The sequence below is a fragment of the Vallitalea longa genome (genome assembly GCF_027923465.1).
GTDB lineage: Bacteria > Bacillota > Clostridia > Lachnospirales > Vallitaleaceae > Vallitalea > Vallitalea longa.
Genome location: NZ_BRLB01000016.1, coordinates 78,769 through 98,779, shown reverse-complemented (window position 1 = coordinate 98,779; position 20,011 = coordinate 78,769). Strand labels below are relative to the sequence as shown.

Here is a 20,011-nt window from a genome sequence, read left to right as displayed (position 1 = left end):
GCTATAAGATATTTCTGTTTAAATATGATAAGATTATTACACCAAAAAAATGAGTTGATAGAATTGAAGATGAGAAAAGAGTGATGAATATATGAAGATAAATAAAAAAACTTCAATTATATGTATAATTATTTCAATAATTTTTGGTACACTTACTTTCATATTGCAGCAATGTAATGAATTAAGTTTAAGTATTGTAGCGAGTATATTTGCAAGCTTTATAGTATCTACAGTTGTTGCTTTAATCGGGTATTTCCATGAAAGAGAAAAAATTTTGAACGATATTAATGATAATATGCGTAGTTTATATATAAATTTGCTTGCTATAAAAGATATTATGGGTAAGATTGTTCCAGAAGTAGCAAGCATAACCGATTTAAGAGAACTAGATTACAATATTATTGAATCTCTAGCTTCCCTAAACATTGAGTTCATGCAAAAAATGGGATTAGAATATTACAATGGATTTTCTAAGAGTTCAAAGTTACCTGAAATTATTAATGAACTTATTAGTTTTAAAAAAGAGCAATATAAGTTGAAATACTTAGTCACCAACCTTTATAAGGATACACTTAATTATGAATTGAATGAATTTAAAATAAAAAATGTAAGATTACAAGGTACTAAAATTCCAACTGATTCTGTTAGCAATCAAACTGATTATAAAAATTTTATAAATATCAAAACAGCAAAGTTACACGAATATGTGGCTGGATTAATTATTCAGCTTAATAAATTAGCTGAGGAATTCAATAAATGTAATAGGTCAAAGTTAAAGTGGAGTGAATTTAAAGATGATTTACAACAAGAAACAAATTATTAGCAGATTTGATTAAAGCATAATACATACATACTCAATTTTAAATTTATACCAAGTCCTATTGACAGAGAGAAAACTTTCTTAATAGGACTTTTGTTATACCATAAAATATTTTATATGAAGGTACCCTCTTTTATTATTAAAATTAGTTTTTATATCTTCTTTCCATCTCTTTCAACAAAACATCCTTCAAATTCACAATCCAAAGCTTTAGCAATCTGTTCTAATTCATTAGTTGAAAAATTATCTCTCTTTAATTTATTAGCCAAATTTTGATTTGAAGTTCCTATTCTACGACTAAGTTCAACAATCGTAACATTCTTCCTCTTTAATAAAATACGGATTTTTTCACCCATAGTAAGTTTCATATTTATCACCTGCCTAAGTTTAATAATACACCAAAAAGTGTATATCATCAAATATAATTTGATGAAACTTTGCATTAATCAATTTGAAAGTGTATAATCAAACTATAAAGTTAATAACAGAAAGGAGTAAAACCATGAATAAAATTATTGCTATAGCATCACAAAAAGGTGGAGTAGGAAAAAGTACAACTTGTAGAAATTTAGCAACAATATTAGCTAGACAGGGATATAAAGTGCTATCGGTTGATTGCGATAATCAAGCCAGTATGACAGATTGTTTTGGAATTGAAAATCCAGAAAAATTAGATAGGACACTTTATCATCTTATGATTGATGTAATAAGTGATAACGACTTACCACCAAAAGAGAGTTATATCATTAAAAAAGAAGGAGTAGATATTATTCCAAGTAGCATTGAGCTATCGGCAGTAGAAATTAATTTAGTATCTACTATGAGTCGTGAATATGTACTCAAAACAATTATTGATAAAATTAAAAATGACTATGATTACATATTACTTGACTGCATGCCTTCACTTGGTTTAATGACAATAAATGTTCTTGCAACATGTGACAGTGTACTAATACCTGCTACACCTGAATATTTATCGGCTAAAGGATTAGAGCTATTATTAAAAACAATAGTAAAACTAAAAAAACGTATAAATTCCAAAATAGAATTTGAAGGAATACTTCTTACCATGTTTGAAGAAAGGACAAATTTATCTAAAAACATTCTTGAAATGATTAAAGCTTCATATGGTGAAAACATTAGGATATTTAAAAATAAAATACCTAAGTCAGTTAAAGTAGGAGAAGCAAATTTGCAAAGTATGAGCATTGTTGAGTATATGCCTGAAAACAAGGCGGCAATAGCTTATCAAAACTTTGCAAAGGAGTTGATTATAAATGGAGCAAAATACAAAAACAGATGTATTGAAAAAAGGTAAAGATGTCAATGAGGTAATAAATATTAAGTTGGATAATCTAGTTCCATTTAAAAATCATCCCTTCAAACTATATGAAGGTCAAAGATTAAAGGATATGGTTGATAGTGTTAGTAACTATGGAATTATTGTACCACTTGTTATAAGGAAAAAAGATAAAAGTTATGAAATACTAAGTGGTCATAATAGAGTTAAATCAGCTAAGATAATAGGACTATCAGAAGTACCTGCCATTATAAAGGATAACCTAACAGATGAAGAAGCGACATTGATAGTAACAGAAACTAACTTAATGCAGCGTTCATTTACTGATTTATCACATTCTGAAAGAGCAGCTGTTATATATACAAGACATAATGCTATGAAAGGACAAGGTGTAAGAAACGATTTAATCAATGAGATTGAGAAACTTTCTAAAGCACCAAATTTAGCTATTGATCAAACTTGTTGCCCACTGGGCAACAAGTTAAAAACTATTGACAAAATTGGTGATGAATATGGATTATCAGCAAGAACAGTTGCAAGATATTTAAGGATTAATAAATTAACAGTTCCACTTAAAGAAATGGTTAACCAAGGTAAAATTTCTATGAGAGCAGGAGTAGACTTATCATATTTATCTGAGGATAACCAAGAAATGGTAGAAGCAATAGTATCTGAAAACACTTTTAAAGTAGTTATGAAAAAAGCATCTATACTAAGAGCTTACGGTAAAAAAGATAAGCTAACATGGCATAAGGCAGTAGAAATCATAACAGGAAAGTATAACAATCAAGTTAAAAATCGAACAGGTATTAGGATACAGTCTAATATAATATCAAAATATTTCAATCCTGAACAAAACGAAAAAGATATAGAAAATATTATAGATAGAGCACTACAGTTATATTTTAACAGGATAAATGAAATTGAGGTTATAGAAGAAGAGGATGAAGAATTAACTTTATAATTCAGTTTAATAAATAGTGTGGATATATAGAAAAAGAAAATCTAGAAGGGAGTTTGCTAACCATGAGTAAAAAGAGATTACAATCATTTGAAGAAATGTTTGGAGAAGAAATATTAGACAATGAGTCAAGTGTAGAAGAAAGTATTACAGAAATTTCATTAAAGGATTTATTACCCTTTAAAAATCATCCATTTAAATTATACGAAGGTGAACGCTTGGACGACATGATTAAAAGTATTGAAGATTTAGGTGTTATTGTACCAGTTATAGTAAGACCAATAAATAATAATCAATATGAAATTCTCAGTGGACATAATCGTGTTAACGCAGCAAACATAGCAGGGCTTGAAAAAGTTCCTGCTGTAATAAAAGAAGATTTAACAGATGAAGAAGCTTTTCTAATTGTAACAGAGACGAATTTAATACAACGTTCATTTGCAGATTTATCACATTCAGAAAGAGCTTCGGTTATAGCATCAAGACATGAAGCTATGAAAAATCAAGGAGTAAGAAATGACCTCTTTAATGAAATTGAAAAGCTATTAGAAGCTGATGAAATAAAGGATTGTGAAACTTGTGCCCCAATGGGGAACAAGTTAAAAACTATAGATAAAGTAGGTAAAGAATATAATCTGTCTAAAAACTCTATTGCAAGATATCTAAGAATAGCGAAACTAATAAAACCATTCCAAGAATTAATGGACGAAAATCAAATATCTATTCGTGCAGGTGTAGATTTATCATATTTAAATAATGAAGAACAGTATCTAGTACATTCAGTAATATCAGAAATAGAAAATGCAAATATAGATATGAAAAAAGCAGCACTTATCCGTTCGGAAGCAAAAAAAGATGAACTAACTAAAGATACAGTATTAGATATTATTAAAGGCAAAGTTGAAAAGAAGAAAAAAGGAAGACCATCTCACTTTAAGTTAAAGAATAACATTGTAAGTAAATTTTTTACTAAGGAGCAAAAACCAAAAGAAATAGAAGATGTAATAGAAAAAGCGTTAACACTATATTTTCAACAAGAAAGAGATTAACAATATGGAAGGAGAATAAGTTAATGAGTAATATAAAACAATATGAGAATATATGTACATCATTAATTAAGTTATTAGAAGTTGATGAGCAAACAAGCAAAAAGATTTCAAACTACATATTAGATTATGGTGTAGAAAATTTTCTAAAGAATATTGAACTTATGGATTTTACAGTAGATATAACAAATAAACTTCTAGCTGTACAAGATATTTTAATGTATGTTCAAAATGCTACAGCAAGATATGGGGGATAAAATAATATGAAAAATAATAAACCATATACAAACAAATTTCTAAAAGGTTTAAAAACATTGACTGGTGTTTCATATAAGAAGATAGAAAACTATGCAAAAAATAATAATCCATTAAATATATTAGAACATCCTAAAACAGTCGATTTAAGTGAAAAGCAAATACAGAAAATAGGGTTATTAAATGAATTTTTAGCTTCATATAACTTACTTAAAAATCATGACCATGAAGATAAAATAAAATTTACTTCACCATATCAAGTAGCTAATTATTTTATTCCTCTTTTAAGTGGTATAAAAGATAAAGAAAAATTCATGGTGGCCTTTTTAGATAATGGTAATAACATAATTGAGACTCAAACTATTTCAGAAGGAACAGTTTCTAAAGCAGTTATATTCCCAAGAGAATTATTAAAAAAAGCAATGAACTGTGATTGTAGTTCTATGATATTAGCTCACAATCATCCTGGTGGTTCTACAATACCATCTAAAGAAGATATGACGTTAACACAAGGTTTAGTTAATATATTTACACCTCTTGATATAAGAATTCTTGATCATATAATTGTTGCTGGAACAAATTATACATCAATGGAACAAAAAGGTTTAATACCAGAAACATGTAATGGCAAAGCAAGTTACGAACCAATTAAAGTAGGAAAAAATATATCTGAAGAAAATCAGGAAGGATATGTTCAACAAGAAGTTTTTCAAGAAGAGGAGTGGGAATTGGAAATATAGATGGGGGTATTAAATGAGTAGAAGGTTAATACAAGTAAAAGAAATATATGATAATATAACAGCTAAAATAATTAGTAACAAAAAAGAATGGACAAGGTTTCTAACCTTTGCTTCTAGTTTCTATAAATACAATTTTGATAATGCAGTTCTAATATATGCACAAAGACCTGATGCCACGATGGTCGCTAAGATGGATCTTTGGAATAAGAGGATAGGGAGATATATCAATAAGGGAACTAAAAGTATAGCAGTATTCAATACGACAAAACCAGAGTTGAAATTAGAATATCTATTTGATATAAAAGATACAAATGGGGATAAACACACAATACCCACTGTATGGAAATTAGATGATACAATCAAATCTAAGTTAGTAAAGAGGCTAAATAATAAACATGATATAGAATATTATAAGTTAGAACATCAAATAGAAGCATTAACAAAACAGATAGTAGAAGAATCCTTAGAAGAATTTATGATGGATTTTAAATATGATATTGAGAACACATGGCTTGAAGAAATACCAGAAGAAAGTGTCAATATGTATTTCAAGCAAACCATATTAGAAAGCGTTGAATACATTGTTGCAAAAAGATGTGGTTTAGAAATATCAATAATAAATGATGATAATGATACATTTACAGTAGTAACACATTTTAATACCAAGCAGTTAATATTTAGATTAGGAAATGCAGTAAGCAGTATATCTGAAAATATATTAAGGGATATAGAAAAAGAAGTAAAAAATATAATGATTGAGCAAAGGAGGACAAAAAATGGTCAAGGAAGAAATCAAAATGACATACAAAGAAATAGACGGAATATTTTATCCAGAGATACAAATATCAAATCAAAAGGAAGCAGACGAGAAGCCATTAGGGAAGTACGGAAGGAAAGCACTGAAATATCTAAAGGAAAATCACCAGAGCAGATACAGTTTTCTTTTAGCAGAAGGTCAGTTAATGACTATAATGCACAAGGTAGACGAAGAAGCGAGACAGAGAATAGAAAAAATAATGAAGCAACTGCTAAAGAAAAATCCAATACAAAATCCAATGGATACAATGGAGACAACAAAACACAGAATGATGATAAAAAGTATGGCAGAGGAAATAGTACAGGAAGAGATAATATTCAAAAAAAGATAGATATTAATTCAGGGGAAGAACAAAACAGTTCTTCCTTTTTCAATAACAAAAAAGAGCAGCTTAATATCATAAGAAATGTACCAAAATTAATTGAAGAAAAAGAAAGAATTAGAAATAAAATATTAGACGATGATACTCAAGATAATAAACTAAAATTTACAAAAGAAATATTAAAAGATAAAACTATACATTTTGAATTAGATAATGAAAGCTATATGTTCAAAACAACTAAAAATAATTTGTTAGTAGCTAAAAAAGAAGGTAGCACATACAGTACTTTAGGATTTTTGTGGACTGAAGCGTATAGATATATTGAAGATATGGTTTATAATAATATCTTTATAAAAGACAGTGAAGTAGTTACACACGATTTTGATGAAATAATTGAAGATGAAGAAAAAACAACTAATGAGATTGAATTAACACCTATTCAAAAGATTAACTATAAATACAATTCAAATGATGAAATAGGTGTTGGTGGAGCTAAAACAAAATGCAGAAATAATATTGAAGCAATAAAGACTCTAAAGGTTATTGAAAATGAAAACAGATTAGCAACTGAAAAGGAACAATCAATACTTGCAAGATATACGGGTTGGGGAGGAATACCTGGAGTATTTGATAAAAATTCGGCAAGCTTTAATATTGAATATCAAGAGTTAAAAGAACTACTTACACTAGAAGAATACCAAAGTGCAAGAGCTTCAACTCCAAATGCTCATTATACATCACATATTGTTATTGAAAATATTTATAAAGCATTAGATAACTTTGGATTTAAAGGTGGAAACATATTAGAACCTAGTATGGGGGGTGGATATTTTTTTTCTATGCTTCCAGAAGAAGTGAAGAATTCTAAGTTATATGGTGTAGAGCTAGATGATATATCAGCAAGAATATCAAAACAACTTTATCAAAATGCTAATATCAAATCATGTGGTTTTGAAGAAACAAACTTTAATGATAACTTCTTTGATGTAGCAATAGGTAATGTACCATTTGGTGATTATAAATTATTTGATCCAAAGTACAATAAACATAACTTTTATATTCATGACTATTTTATAGCTAAAGCAATAGACAAAGTAAGACCCAATGGAATAATAGCCTTTGTAACAAGTAAAGGAACAATGGATAAAAAAGATAATTCGGTAAGAAAGTATATTGCAGAAAGAGCAGATTTAATAGGAGCAGTAAGACTTCCAAATACAGCATTTAAACAAATAGCAGGAACAGATGTAACAGCAGATATATTGTTTTTACAAAAGAGAGAAAAAGTATCAGTAAATGAACCTAGTTGGCTTAATGTATCACAAAATGATAAAGGAGTACCTATAAATCAGTATTTTATAGACAATCCTGAAATGATATTAGGAGAAATGGTATTTGACCAAAGAATGTTTAGAGAAAACAGTAAGTATACAGCATGTATAAATACCAATCCTGAATTTAATTTATCTGATGAACTAGAAAAAGCAGTATTGAACCTTAATGCAGATATTGGCACATATGATAGAGAAAATGAAATAGTAGAAGATGAAATTCCTGCTGATCCTAACGTAAAAAACTTTACATTTACATTCGTGGATGGAGAACTATACTATCGTGAAAATGCAATTATGAGGAAGTATAAAGCAAAAGGTAAAATGCTAGAACGGATAAAAGGACTTCATGAAATAAGAAATATAACAAGAGATATTATTAACATACAGCTTAAGGGATGTACTAAAGATGAATTAAAATTAAAGCAGCATCAACTAAATAAAACATATGATGAGTTCATTTCAAAGCATGGGTATATTTCATCAAATGCAAATAGTAAAGCATTTAGTGATGACAATGATTATCCACTTTTATGTTCTTTAGAAGTAGAAGATAATGATAAAAATATGATAAAAGCTGATATGTTCACTAAACAGACAATAAGACCTAAAGAAGTAATAACTTCTGTAGATACAGCAGTAGAAGCACTTACAGTATCACTAAATGAACGTGGTAAGGTAGATATAGATTTTATGACTAGTCTATATGAAAACTTACCTGAAAATCTAGTTAATGAATTAAAAGGTTTAATCTTTCTTAATCCAGAGAAATATAAAGAAGAGGATATTACCTATGGTTGGGAAACTGCTGATGAATACCTATCAGGTAATGTAAGGCAAAAACTAAAACTAGCAAAGGTTTTTGCTAGAACTGATGAAAGATTTAAAATAAACGTAAATTATTTAGAAGAAGTGCAGCCAAAAGACCTTGATACAAGTGAAATAGATGTTAAACTAGGAGCAACATGGATTGAGTCAGCTGATATCGAACAATTTACATATGAGCTATTAGACACACCAAGATATTATCAAAATACAAAAATAAATTATGGTGATAATGACACTATAAAAGTTCATTTTAACAAATATAATGCTACATGGGGTATTTCAAATAAAGGAAATGATGGATATTCAGTAGCATCTACAAAAACATATGGGACAGGCAGAATGAATGCTTACTATATAATTCAAGATACACTAAACCTTAAATCAGTAGTAGTAAAAGACAAAATAGAAGAAGATGGTAAGGAAAGATATGTTGTAAATAAAAAAGAAACAATGTTAGCTAGAGAAAAGCAGAATATAATAAAGGAAGAATTTAAAAGTTGGATATTCAAAGAACCAGAGAGAAGAAAAAAATATGTTGATTTCTACAACGAAAATTTCAACAACATTAGATTAAGAGAATATGATGGTAGCCATTTAACATTTCCAGGTATGAATCCAGATATAAAATTAAGACCACATCAAATAAATGCAGTAGCAAGGGTATTATATGGAGGTAATACATTACTAGCGCACGTAGTTGGTGCAGGAAAGAGTTTTGAAATGATTGCAAGTGCTATGGAATTAAGAAGATTAGGACTAGCTAAGAAAAACCTCTTTGTTGTTCCTAACCACCTTACAGAACAGATGGGAAGTGAATTTTTAAGATTATATCCAAGTGCAAATATATTAGTAGCAACTAGAAAAGACTTTCAAAAGAAAAACAGACAGAAATTTGTTAGTAGAATAGCTACAGGTGATTATGATTGTGTAATAATAGGTCACAGTTCCTTTGAAAAAATACCTATATCAAGGGAAAGGGAAAAGAAAATGTTAAAAGAACAAATAGAGCAAATAACTTATTCTATAGAAGAGACCAAAATGCAAAATGGAGAGCGATGGTCAATAAAGCAAATGGAGAAATTCAAAAAAAGTTTAGAAACGCAGTTAAAGAAACTAACAGATACTCCTAAAGATGATGTAATCAATTTTGAAGAGTTAGGAATAGATACAATGTTCGTAGATGAAGCACATGCATATAAAAATTGTGCAGTATTTTCTAAAATGAGAAATGTATCAGGAATATCAGGGGCAAGAGCTAAGAAAGCAACAGATATGCTTATGAAATGTCAGTATATACAGGAAGTAAACGAAGGTAGAGGAGTTATATTTGCAACAGGAACACCTATTTCAAATTCAATTACAGAAATGTTTGTAATGATGAGATATTTACAAAACAATGAACTAAAGAAAAGAGGAATACACATATTTGACAGTTGGGCTGCTATGTTTGGTGAAGTAGTAACATCGCTAGAATTAGCACCAGAGGGGAGTGGATATCGGTTGAAAAGTAGATTTGCTAAATTCAATAACCTACCTGAATTAATGAGTATGTTTAAAAATGTAGCTGATATACAAACAGCAAATATGTTAGATTTACCAGTGCCAAAATTAAAAGGTGAAAAGTATCAACTAGTAGCAGCAAAACCATCATTATTTACAAAAGAAGTTATGTTAGAGTTTGTTGAAAGAGCTGAAAACATAAGGAATGGACGAGTAGAACCCAAATTTGATAATATGCTAAAAATAACAAATGAAGCAAGACTTCTAGGAACAGATCCAAGATTAATTAATATAGAAGCTGCTGATGAAACAGATTCTAAAGTAAATAAGTGTGTAAGTAATATATATGATAGATATATAGACACCAATGGTATAAAAGGAACACAAATAGTATTTTGTGATGTAGGAACGCCTAATAGTGATGGGCGTTTTTGTATTTATGATGATATAAAAAATAAACTAATAAAAAAAGGAATATCCAAAGAAGAAATATGCTTTATACATGATGTAAAAACTGAAGTACAAAGAGAAAAATTATTTGCAGATATGAGAAGTGGAGAAAAAAGAATAATAATTGGTAGCACAAGTAAAATGGGAACAGGAGTTAATATACAGGATAGATTAATAGCATTACATCATTTAGATACAGCATGGAAGCCATCAAGTATAGAGCAAAGGGAAGGGCGAATATTAAGACAAGGAAATATGAATGATGAAGTTTATATTTACAGATATGTAACCAAAGGTACATTTGACTCTTATATGTGGGGACTTGTAGAAAATAAACAGAAATTCATAAGTCAAATAATGACTTCAAAATCAGTAACTAGAAGCTGTGAAGATATAGATGAAACAGTATTATCCTTTGCAGAAGTAAAAGCATTAGCAACAGGCAATCCAAAGATAAAGCAAAAGATGGATATAGATAACGAAGTAAGCAGATTAAAGGTACTAAAATCAGCATATAACAGTCAAAGATATTCATTACAAGATGATTTTACAATAAGATATCCTAAGCTCATTACACAACTAGAACAAAAGATAGAATGTATAATCAAGGATATAGAAAGAAGAGATATGAATAACAGCCAAGACTTTTCAATTAATATTGGTGGCAAAATATTTGATGAAAAGCAAGATGCAGGAACAATGCTAGAGAGTTTTTATTCAAAGGTACAAAAAGATGGTTCAGAAATAAATGCAGGTAATTATAGAGGCTTTGGAATTATATTAAAAGGAAATTATTTCGATGATAGACCAAAGCTTATATTACATGGCAACTTAAGATATTCGATAGAACTAGGAAGTAGTCCACATGGAAATATGACAAGAATAGAAAATGCACTAAATTCACTAGAATCTAAAATATCAACATACGAAACAAAGTTGGAGGAATATAGAAAGAATATAAAACAGTCAAAATTAGAGTATGACAAGGCATTTCAATATGAAGATGAATTAAGAGATAAGATAAAAAGACAAGCAGAGCTTAATGCAGAACTGGATATTGGTAATAACTCAAAGGATGATGTATTAAGTCATGAAGATAGTATTGAAGATGATAACACAGTTGAAATAGAAAAAAGTGAATATGATAAAACAGAAGAACTTGTAATATAGGAGCTGATATGATGTTAAAGCAAAAACGAAGGTTTACAGATGAACAAATAGCATCAGCAAATAGTGTAAATATACTTGATTATGCAAGAAATTCAGGATATGAATTAAAAAAAATGTCAAGAAACTCATTTAAAATACCAAAGTACGGAGGATTGTACATTCATTCAAATGGTGAGAAGTGGTATTGGTTTACTAGAGATAAAGGTGGAGGAGTAATACAATTTGTAATGGAAATGGAACAAAAAACATGGGTAGAAGCAGTAAAACAACTATTAGGATTATTAAATGAAATAGTAAAATGTGAACCAGATAATAAGGTTGTTGAAGAAGAAAAAGGTGAATTAATCTTACCTGAGAAAAACAGTACTTATAACCACATGATAGCTTATCTAATCAAAACAAGAAAAATAGATAAGGATATAGTATATGACTTTATAAAACAGAAAAAGATATATGAAAATAAATATAGAAGCTGCGTATTTATAGGTTATGACAAAGAAGGAATACCAAGATACGCATCATATAGAAGTACAAATACCCAAGGGAAAACTTACAGAGGTGATGTTGAAAACTCTGATAAAAGTTTTCCCTTTGGTATTATAGGAAAAAGTGATACAGTTAATGTATTTGAAAGTCCTATAGACTTGATGAGTTACCTATCCATGATTAAATTATATAACATCAATAACTTCAAAAATCACTGCATTTCCCTGGGGGGTGTAGCTGACATAGCATTAGAAAGATATTTAAAAGAACATCAAACCATCTCAAACATAGTAATTTGCCTAGATAATGACAAAGCAGGTGATCTAGGAAGTAAAAGGATAAACGAAAAGTTCAATGATCAATATGTGATAAATAGACATGTTCCCAAGGGGAAAGATTTTAATGAGGATTTGACAAAATTAGTCGATATTGTTGATTTAAGGCTAAAAAACAATAATGAGATAGAGGAAGAAATTTGTTTATAAATATTTAATAAATTTACGCAATATCAAAAAGATTTAATGAATTGAATAATAGTTAAAATTGTTGTATACTTTTGTTATGAAGTGAATATTATACCATAATAATTAAAGGTTATTTTTTACTAGGGGGATTGAAAATGGAGAAATACATTAATAATAAAAAATTATATGAATTTCTATTATCTAAAGGAATTGAAAATTTTTTTCATGCTAATACATTAACCACTTCTTGTTCCTTTATTCAACAAAATAAATTAATGTCAAGAGGTATTGTTGAAAGTCTTGGCTTACCTCAAACTAGTCAAGAAAGTGATATCATTGATAAAAAGTATGGATTATGGGATTGTATTTTTCTAGATGTATATGACTTACATAAAGAAGGTTTTGGTAATTATAAAAGACAAAATTTATATGGACCAATATTATTCAAATTAAGTACTAAATGTTTGATAGAGTCAGTTCCAAATGTTAGAATAATTAAGGAAAATCCTGTTAATTGGGAAAAATGTAATATAGATACTAGCAACGCATATTTAAAGTTAGATGAATACATAGAAAATTTTGGTGATAATACTTTTAAAAAAATGATTATATTTAAAGAAGAAAATTTTAATTTATTTCTAGATAAGTATTTAGAAGAAGTAATTATTGATAGTACGAGTTCAATTAAAGAAGTAAATTATGGAAAACGGGCTTATGATATTATTTTGAAACATATGGAATCAAATAATCTGCAATGTAATATTAAAATGAGAGAATGTAATTATGATTGTTATTGTAAGAAGAATTATGAAGAAATGAGTAGTAAAGAATTGCAAAAATTATTTTTAATGAAGGAGAAATAATAATGACTAAAGAATATAATGTTATATGGGATAAATTATTATCTGAAGAAAGATTTAGAAATTCTACAACAACAGATAATCATAGAAATTCTTTTCAAAAAGATTATGATAGAATAATATATAGTTCAGCTTTAAGAAGATTACAAGATAAAACTCAAGTATTTCCATTACAGAAAAATGATTTTATCAGAACTAGATTAACGCATTCTCTCGAGGCTTCTGCTATAGCAAGGTCTTTAGGATCATTAGTAGGAACAAAATTGATAGAAAAAAGAATTTGGGATGATGAAAATGCTATAGAGAGAAAAAATAAACTTTCTTCGTTATTAGAAGTATCTGGACTTGTACATGATATTGGAAATCCTCCTTTTGGACATTTTGGTGAAACAATAATTAGGGAATTTTTTAAAAAATGGATACTTCAAAGGAAGGTTGATATAAAAGAATTTATAGGTAATGATATTACTGATGAAGAGCTTAAAGTGTTATTTAGCGATTTTATTAAGTTTGAGGGAAATGCTCAAGGGATACGTATTTTAACGAAATTACAGAGACTAAATGATAAACATGGTGTTAATTTTACTTTTGGAACGCTTGCAACTTTAATGAAGTATCCATGGGATTCGTTAAATAAGCTTTCTGAAAACGGTAAGTTTGGATATTTTAAATCAGAAAAAGCTAAATGTGAAGAAATTAGGAAACATATTCATTTATCAAACAATTCAAAACATCCAGTTACATTATTATTAGAAGCATCAGATGATATAGCATATTTATTTGCGGATTTAGAAGATGCAGTAAAAAAAGGGCTGATTTCTTGGAGCAAAATTAAGAATAAATTTAATAGTGAAAATTATTGTGATAACAATATTAAGGAATATATAAAGAAAAATAAAAAGTTTAAAAATAAAGATGATTTAATATGTATGCAAAATTTTAAAATTATTATTCAAGGTTATTTCATTAATGAAGTTTGTGAAGAATTTATAAAAAATCATAATGAAATATTGAGTGGCAAATATGAAGGTCCTTTATTGACAAAATCAAAAAAAACGTGTAAAATGGAAAAAATAATTAGAAGTTTATGCGTTGATTATGCATATAGCAGTAAAGAAGTACTTAAATTAGAAATTATAGGTAATAGTATTTTAACAACACTTCTTGATATATTTGTAAATTCAATGTTTAATCTTTTGGTGTTTTATTACAAAGAAAGCGATGGCAAAGAGAATAAAGAAAGAGAGAATATTTTTAATAAAACATTTAAAAGAAGTAAAAGTAAAGATCAAAAATTATTTAACTTAATATCAGATAATTTTAGGGATGAACAAAATCTTTCATATAAATTATCTAAAAAAGATTTTTTATATAAGGGAATACAATTGATAGTAGATTATATATCTTGTATGACTGATTCATATGCTTTAAATCTGCATAAGCAAATTACTGGAAATATGTTACTTTAATAAGGGGTTATGCAAATGCGTAATATAAATTTTAAGCAAAGTTTATATGAATTTATTAATGATGATAAAATTGCTATTAAGACTATAAGAGACTTAGAGAAATATTATGAGATTATAATATTTGGAGGAGCTGTAAGAGATTATCTTTTTTCAGATGTACAATTTTCACCTAGAGATATAGATATTGTACTATCACCTAAAAAAGAATATATATGTATTGATAAGGTATTAAGGAATAATTATGGTGATGAAAATCTATATAAGAATAGATTTGGTGGATATAAATTAAAAAATAAATTTATTCAATTTGATATTTGGTATTTAAAAGATACATGGGCATTTAAAGAAAAGATATTGGATACAAATATTAATAATTTGCTTAGTTCTGTTTTTTTAAATATAGATGCATATGCTTATAATTTAACTACTGAATTATTCATTGATAATTGTAATGAAAATATAGATATTGAAGAAATAGATATTGTTTTAGATGAAAATCCTAGTGTTGAATTAAATTTGCTTAGAGCAATGGTGTATTATGAGAAATATAATTTAGATATTTCTAATACAATAAGAAATAAGTTTAGAAAATATTTTAAACAAGAATATAAGTTTATAAATCAGCTTTACAAATTGCAATTGCAACATTATAAAGAACAAATATTTGATAAAAATATTTTGAAAAGCAAAATAAATTATTTAATTAATAATTAATTGAATAGAATAGGAAATTATAATTGATTTTACTTAAGTTAATAGATAAACTAAGTATCCTAAAAATAGAGGATACTTTTTTAGTGTACTTCATTGGAATGTGAATATTATATTTAGACTCACTCCAATGGAGTTTTTTTATTTATATAATACAAGTTAAATCTAAGAGTGTAAGGCTTAGTTTTCATCTTATATTATATATGTAAATAAATAAAAAATAGTGAAGTGAAAAATGCTAAATATATTTTGTTCTGATAATATAGACAAGCTAAAAAAATATAAAAAGAATTAGCAACATTACAAGATAAGCTGACAGGGAGAAATAAAACCATAAAGGATTTAATAAATTATAACAATAATACAAACTTATGAAAAATGAGTATAGATGAAAATGATAATGAGAGATATAAAAATGAAGTAGTAAAACAGAAGGTTAAGTATAAGGAGTTATTAGTAAAACATGAAGAGATCTTACAACAGAATGCTAGATTATAGGAAAAACTAGTAAAACAACGACCATCAAGAAAAACAAAGCTAATAAAAAGATTTAAAGGAAGGGTGTCTTATTCGATGATAGCAAGAGAAATGGAAAAGATAACAGGAGAAAAATGGGCTAAAAGTACAATATATGTTTTTGAATAAATATTTTTATCAACAACCCGATTACTTAAATCGTTCAATAAATAATTAAACATTAGTTACTGGAGCTAAAAAACATCAACTTTAGTTGATGGCAAGCTTCCTACTTGTGTACACAACTAGCTTGTAAAAGTGGGGATTCCCCACACCCCTTAATACCGTATCAACTACTAAAGATACGGTATTTATTTATGCAAAAGGATGTGATATCCATAAAAAAAGATACACAATTCAAATTTAGAATTTCCAGTAAAGACTTAGAAATAATAAGATCAAAATCAGCAAAAGCAAATATGTCTGTTAGTGCATATATCATTTCCTCTGCCTTGAAAAAAGATATTATAATAATTAATGGTATCCAGGAGTTTACAAGGCAGCTATCTAAAGTTGGTAACAATCTTAATCAATTAACCATCTTATGTCATCAAGGAAGAATAACCAATCCCAATTTATCAGCAATAAACAAATTACTGCAAGATATTTATAAATACCTAATTAATATAAGACAAGAAAATAATAGAAATAGAAGGTGATATTATTGCAATAATTGATTTTATCAAAGGTAAAAACACAACTTATTCAGGTTTGAAAAGAGCAATAAATTACATACTAAATCCTAAAAAGACAGAGCTACATTTAACAGCAGGGTTAAATTGTAATACAACAACAGCTTACGAAGAATTCATCTTAACCAAACAAAATTATAAAAAGGAAACAGGAAGACAATTTATTCATTTCATACAATCTTTTTCTCCGCAAGATAAAGCAAGTCCAGAGATAATAAAAAAAATAGCTGATAAGTTATTAGAACATAAAATATTTAAAGTATTTCAGGTAGTATATGCAGTTCATACTGATAAAGCCCATTTACATACTCATTTTATAATAAATACTGTTAATACTGATACAGGTCGTAAATGGCAATTATCAAAGGAACAATTACAAGAATTGAAAGATTACTCAGATAAACTTTGTCGCCAATATGGATTAATAGTTGTGAGAGGTAAAGAGGGTAACTATAAAAATCGTGGAGAATATCGTAGTAAGTCAAAAGGAACATCATGGAAATATGAATTATATCTAGCTGTAGAAGAATGTATGAAGAATTCAACAAGCAAAGAAGAATTTATATCAAACATGGAAAAACTAGGCTATAAAGTTAATTGGGATGATAATAGGAAATACATAACTTTTATCACTCCTAATGGTAAAAAATGCAGAAACAGAAAACTTTACCCACCAGAAAAATATACGAAAGAGAATCTATTAAAAACCTTTAAATTAAATAAACGATATCAAAATAAGAAGCTCCTTCATAATCGAATGGAGCTTTTATTTTCGGCTATTTATATTTTATCAAAATCTGATAATACAAATAATCAAAACTATCCTCTAACTTATCTTAGAAATAAAGAATTAAAAGGCGATGCATTAAAAGAGAGAATAGCAGAACTACAAAAAGGAAGAGGACTTAATTGGGAGATAGGAACTGAATACGAAAGATAAAATTAAGGGAGGTGATGCTGTGCATGGAATTGTATTTAAAAATGATAATTGCAAATGTTTTAGTTGCTTATATTTAATGACATATATTAAAACTAAAGATGAATTTGGAAATGAAAACATTAAAATCTATTGTATGTTGAACAAATGTATATTCAATAAAAGGGAAAAGAATGATGGTAAAAAATAATCTATATTAATGTTAATTATAATTATTGAATCTAACAATTAACATTGCATTTATGGAAGGATGTAATAGTTCTGAAGAAAAAAGGAAAATTATATATTTCATCTATAATATTTATTCTAGGTATGATAATCAACATATTTTTTTCAACAAATGTTCATTATATACTTTCAAAAAGAACCAAAACTATTCAGATATTTAATTTCATGGAATGTATTAGAGACATAACAACAGATAAAAAACACCTGTTACTTTTTTTATGCTTACAGGGATTTGTATTAATAATAGCAGTATTTTATTACTTAGCTAATAACAAACCTTATCAAAGTGAGCTTATTGAAATAACACCAGATATAAAAACACCAGTACCAGCAGGACAAAACCAATTTGGTTCAGCTAAGTGGTTAGAAAACAAAGATAGTGGTTTTAAAAGCTTTGCATTAAATCCTAATGATAAAGATATTAAAACACTCATTACAAATGGGTGTGATGATATAAAAAATAAAGAAAGGGAAGATAAGAATGAGCAAGAAAAGAACAAAGAAAAGTTATATAAATCAAAAAACGATAAAGTGCAGACAAAAGGAGCTCAAGCCAAAGAAAATTCCCTATGTGAAAAAGCATGTATACCGAGGGGGGGCTTAGTTTTAGGATATGACAAATTAAAAGGTAATGAAAAAATCTATTACATAGATGATGATGTTCATACTCTTTGTATTGGAGCAACAAGAAGTGGAAAAACCAGAGCAGTAGTATTACAAACCATTGGAACTCTAGCTTTATCAGGAGAAAGTATGGTTATTTCGGACCCCAAAGGGGAATTGATGGGTTATACAGTTCCTTATTTAAGAAAGATGGGTTATAAGGTCATAACAATAGACTTTAAAAATCCATTGAAAAGTACTAGATATAATTTTTTGCAACCTATTATAGATGCAGTTGATGAAGATGACATCCCAAAGGCTATAGATAAAACATGGGACTTAACGTCACAATTAGTAGGTGAAGCCAAAGGGGAAAGAATATGGACTGACGGTGAAGCAAGTATTATAGCAAGCTCAATTATGGCTGTTGTTTACGATAATAGAGGTAGATTAAACAAGAAATATCAAAATATGACTAATGTATATTACTTTATAAGTGAAATGTGTAAATCAATTAATGGGAAAATGCCTCTATTAGAATATATCAAAACATTAAAACAATCACATCCTGCAAAAGGATTGTTATCTATATCAGAGGTTGCTCCTAATAAAACCAGGGGGAGTTTCTACACTGCTGCACTAACAACTCTACGATTATTTACTAATCCATTAATTAATTCTATGACATATACAAGTGACTATGATCCTCAAAAACTTGGAGAGGAAAAAACTGCTCTGTTTATAGTTTTGCCTGATGAAAAAACAACCTATTATAGTTTAGCAAGTTTATTGGTTTCACAGCATTATGAATTATTAGTGAATGAAGCAGATAAACGTGGTGGCAGACTAAAGAAAAGAGTAAATTTTGTTTTAGATGAGTATGGAAACTTTGTCAAGATAGCTGATTTTGGAGCAAAACTTACAGTTGGTGGAGGTAGAGGTATTCGTTTTAATTTATTTGTACAATCTTTTGCACAGATTGATGAAAAGTATGGTAAAGAAGTTGCCAAAACGATTAAAAGCAATTGCGAGAACTGGATATACCTCCAAGCTGATGACTTAGAAACACTGGAAGAAATATCAAAGAAATTAGGAAACTATACAGTAAGTACATATACTTTGAGTGCATCACATGGTAAATATTCAACTCCATCAAGTTCACATAGTTTAAATCTAACAAGTAGAGCTTTACTCACACCAGATGAAGTAAGGCTTATTAAACGTCCATATTCTCTAGTAATATCAAGAAATAATCCTGTAATGATGTATTCACCTGATTTATCAAAATGGAGTTTTAATAAAATATTTGGTTTGGGTGATAAAGAACATAATAGATTAATTAGGGAACAAAGAGAAAAGATGCGAAAGGAGAGGATTCAAAAGACAAATGAAATTGATCTATGGAATATATGGTTATACTTCAAAGTTTTATGTGAACAACCTAAAAGGCAAGTCAGCAAAGAATTGCTAAATCGTTGAATGTTAGTGATGCGGAATCATAGAAA

The 20,011-nt window shown here is 28.0% G+C and carries 16 protein-coding genes; 15 read left to right on the top strand and 1 reads right to left on the bottom strand.

The genetic code is table 11. The annotated features are described in order from the left end of the window. Positions 1 to 91 precede the first annotated feature (91 nt). Positions 92 to 823: a hypothetical protein gene (locus QMG30_RS19680; RefSeq protein WP_281818433.1), complete on the top strand. Its 732-nt coding sequence runs from the start codon at positions 92 to 94 to the stop codon at positions 821 to 823. A 149-nt stretch (positions 824 to 972) separates the two neighbouring features. Here QMG30_RS19680 and QMG30_RS19675 read toward each other — a convergent pair whose 3' ends face one another. Continuing rightward, complete coding sequence (locus QMG30_RS19675; protein WP_281818431.1) at positions 973 to 1,188, bottom strand: helix-turn-helix domain-containing protein; 216 nt, start codon at positions 1,186 to 1,188, stop codon at positions 973 to 975. Positions 1,189 to 1,322: 134 nt separating this feature from the next. On the opposite strand from QMG30_RS19675, the gene QMG30_RS19670 reads away from it, so the two are divergent. From QMG30_RS19670 to QMG30_RS19605, 14 genes are all read left to right on the top strand, one after another. Next, positions 1,323 to 2,138 (top strand): ParA family protein, encoded by an 816-nt coding sequence (locus tag QMG30_RS19670; protein WP_281818430.1) that lies wholly within the window; start codon positions 1,323 to 1,325, stop codon positions 2,136 to 2,138. Continuing rightward, entirely contained in the window at positions 2,098 to 3,084 is a 987-nt protein-coding gene (locus tag QMG30_RS19665; RefSeq protein ID WP_281818427.1) for a ParB N-terminal domain-containing protein, read from the top strand. The genes QMG30_RS19670 and QMG30_RS19665 overlap by 41 nt, the downstream gene beginning before the upstream one ends. Before the next feature lie 62 nt (positions 3,085 to 3,146). Further along, complete coding sequence (locus QMG30_RS19660; RefSeq protein WP_281818425.1) at positions 3,147 to 4,130, top strand: ParB/RepB/Spo0J family partition protein; 984 nt, start codon at positions 3,147 to 3,149, stop codon at positions 4,128 to 4,130. 23 nt (positions 4,131 to 4,153) lie between these two features. Beyond that, positions 4,154 to 4,384, top strand: coding sequence for a hypothetical protein (locus QMG30_RS19655; protein ID WP_281818424.1), 231 nt, complete (start codon positions 4,154 to 4,156; stop codon positions 4,382 to 4,384). Between the two features lie 6 nt (positions 4,385 to 4,390). Next, positions 4,391 to 5,122: a JAB domain-containing protein gene (locus tag QMG30_RS19650; RefSeq protein WP_281818421.1), complete on the top strand. Its 732-nt coding sequence runs from the start codon at positions 4,391 to 4,393 to the stop codon at positions 5,120 to 5,122. Between the two features lie 13 nt (positions 5,123 to 5,135). Continuing rightward, the gene (locus QMG30_RS19645) at positions 5,136 to 11,540 is read left to right on the top strand and encodes a helicase-like domain-containing protein (RefSeq protein WP_281818419.1); all 6,405 of its coding nucleotides are present in this window, start codon (positions 5,136 to 5,138) and stop codon (positions 11,538 to 11,540) included. An 11-nt stretch (positions 11,541 to 11,551) separates the two neighbouring features. Further along, on the top strand, positions 11,552 to 12,511 hold the full coding sequence (locus tag QMG30_RS19640) for a DUF3991 and toprim domain-containing protein (RefSeq protein ID WP_281818417.1): 960 nt from the start codon (positions 11,552 to 11,554) through the stop codon (positions 12,509 to 12,511). Positions 12,512 to 12,645: 134 nt separating this feature from the next. Next, positions 12,646 to 13,353, top strand: a complete 708-nt coding sequence (locus QMG30_RS19635; RefSeq protein ID WP_281818415.1) for a hypothetical protein — start codon at positions 12,646 to 12,648, stop codon at positions 13,351 to 13,353. A 2-nt stretch (positions 13,354 to 13,355) separates the two neighbouring features. Beyond that, a complete protein-coding gene (gene dgt / locus QMG30_RS19630; protein WP_281818413.1) occupies positions 13,356 to 14,819 on the top strand; it encodes a dGTP triphosphohydrolase in 1,464 nt (487 codons plus the stop codon). Between the two features lie 15 nt (positions 14,820 to 14,834). Then, positions 14,835 to 15,533, top strand: coding sequence for a hypothetical protein (locus QMG30_RS19625; protein ID WP_281818412.1), 699 nt, complete (start codon positions 14,835 to 14,837; stop codon positions 15,531 to 15,533). Between the two features lie 830 nt (positions 15,534 to 16,363). Beyond that, positions 16,364 to 16,705, top strand: coding sequence for a plasmid mobilization protein (locus QMG30_RS19620; RefSeq protein WP_281818410.1), 342 nt, complete (start codon positions 16,364 to 16,366; stop codon positions 16,703 to 16,705). A 52-nt stretch (positions 16,706 to 16,757) separates the two neighbouring features. Continuing rightward, positions 16,758 to 17,678: a relaxase/mobilization nuclease domain-containing protein gene (locus QMG30_RS19615; RefSeq protein ID WP_281818409.1), complete on the top strand. Its 921-nt coding sequence runs from the start codon at positions 16,758 to 16,760 to the stop codon at positions 17,676 to 17,678. A gap of 19 nt (positions 17,679 to 17,697) precedes the next feature. Further along, on the top strand, positions 17,698 to 17,865 hold the full coding sequence (locus QMG30_RS19610; RefSeq protein WP_281818408.1) for a hypothetical protein: 168 nt from the start codon (positions 17,698 to 17,700) through the stop codon (positions 17,863 to 17,865). A gap of 203 nt (positions 17,866 to 18,068) precedes the next feature. Beyond that, on the top strand, positions 18,069 to 19,985 hold the full coding sequence (locus tag QMG30_RS19605; RefSeq protein WP_281818405.1) for a VirD4-like conjugal transfer protein, CD1115 family: 1,917 nt from the start codon (positions 18,069 to 18,071) through the stop codon (positions 19,983 to 19,985). The last annotated feature ends 26 nt before the right edge of the window (positions 19,986 to 20,011 follow it).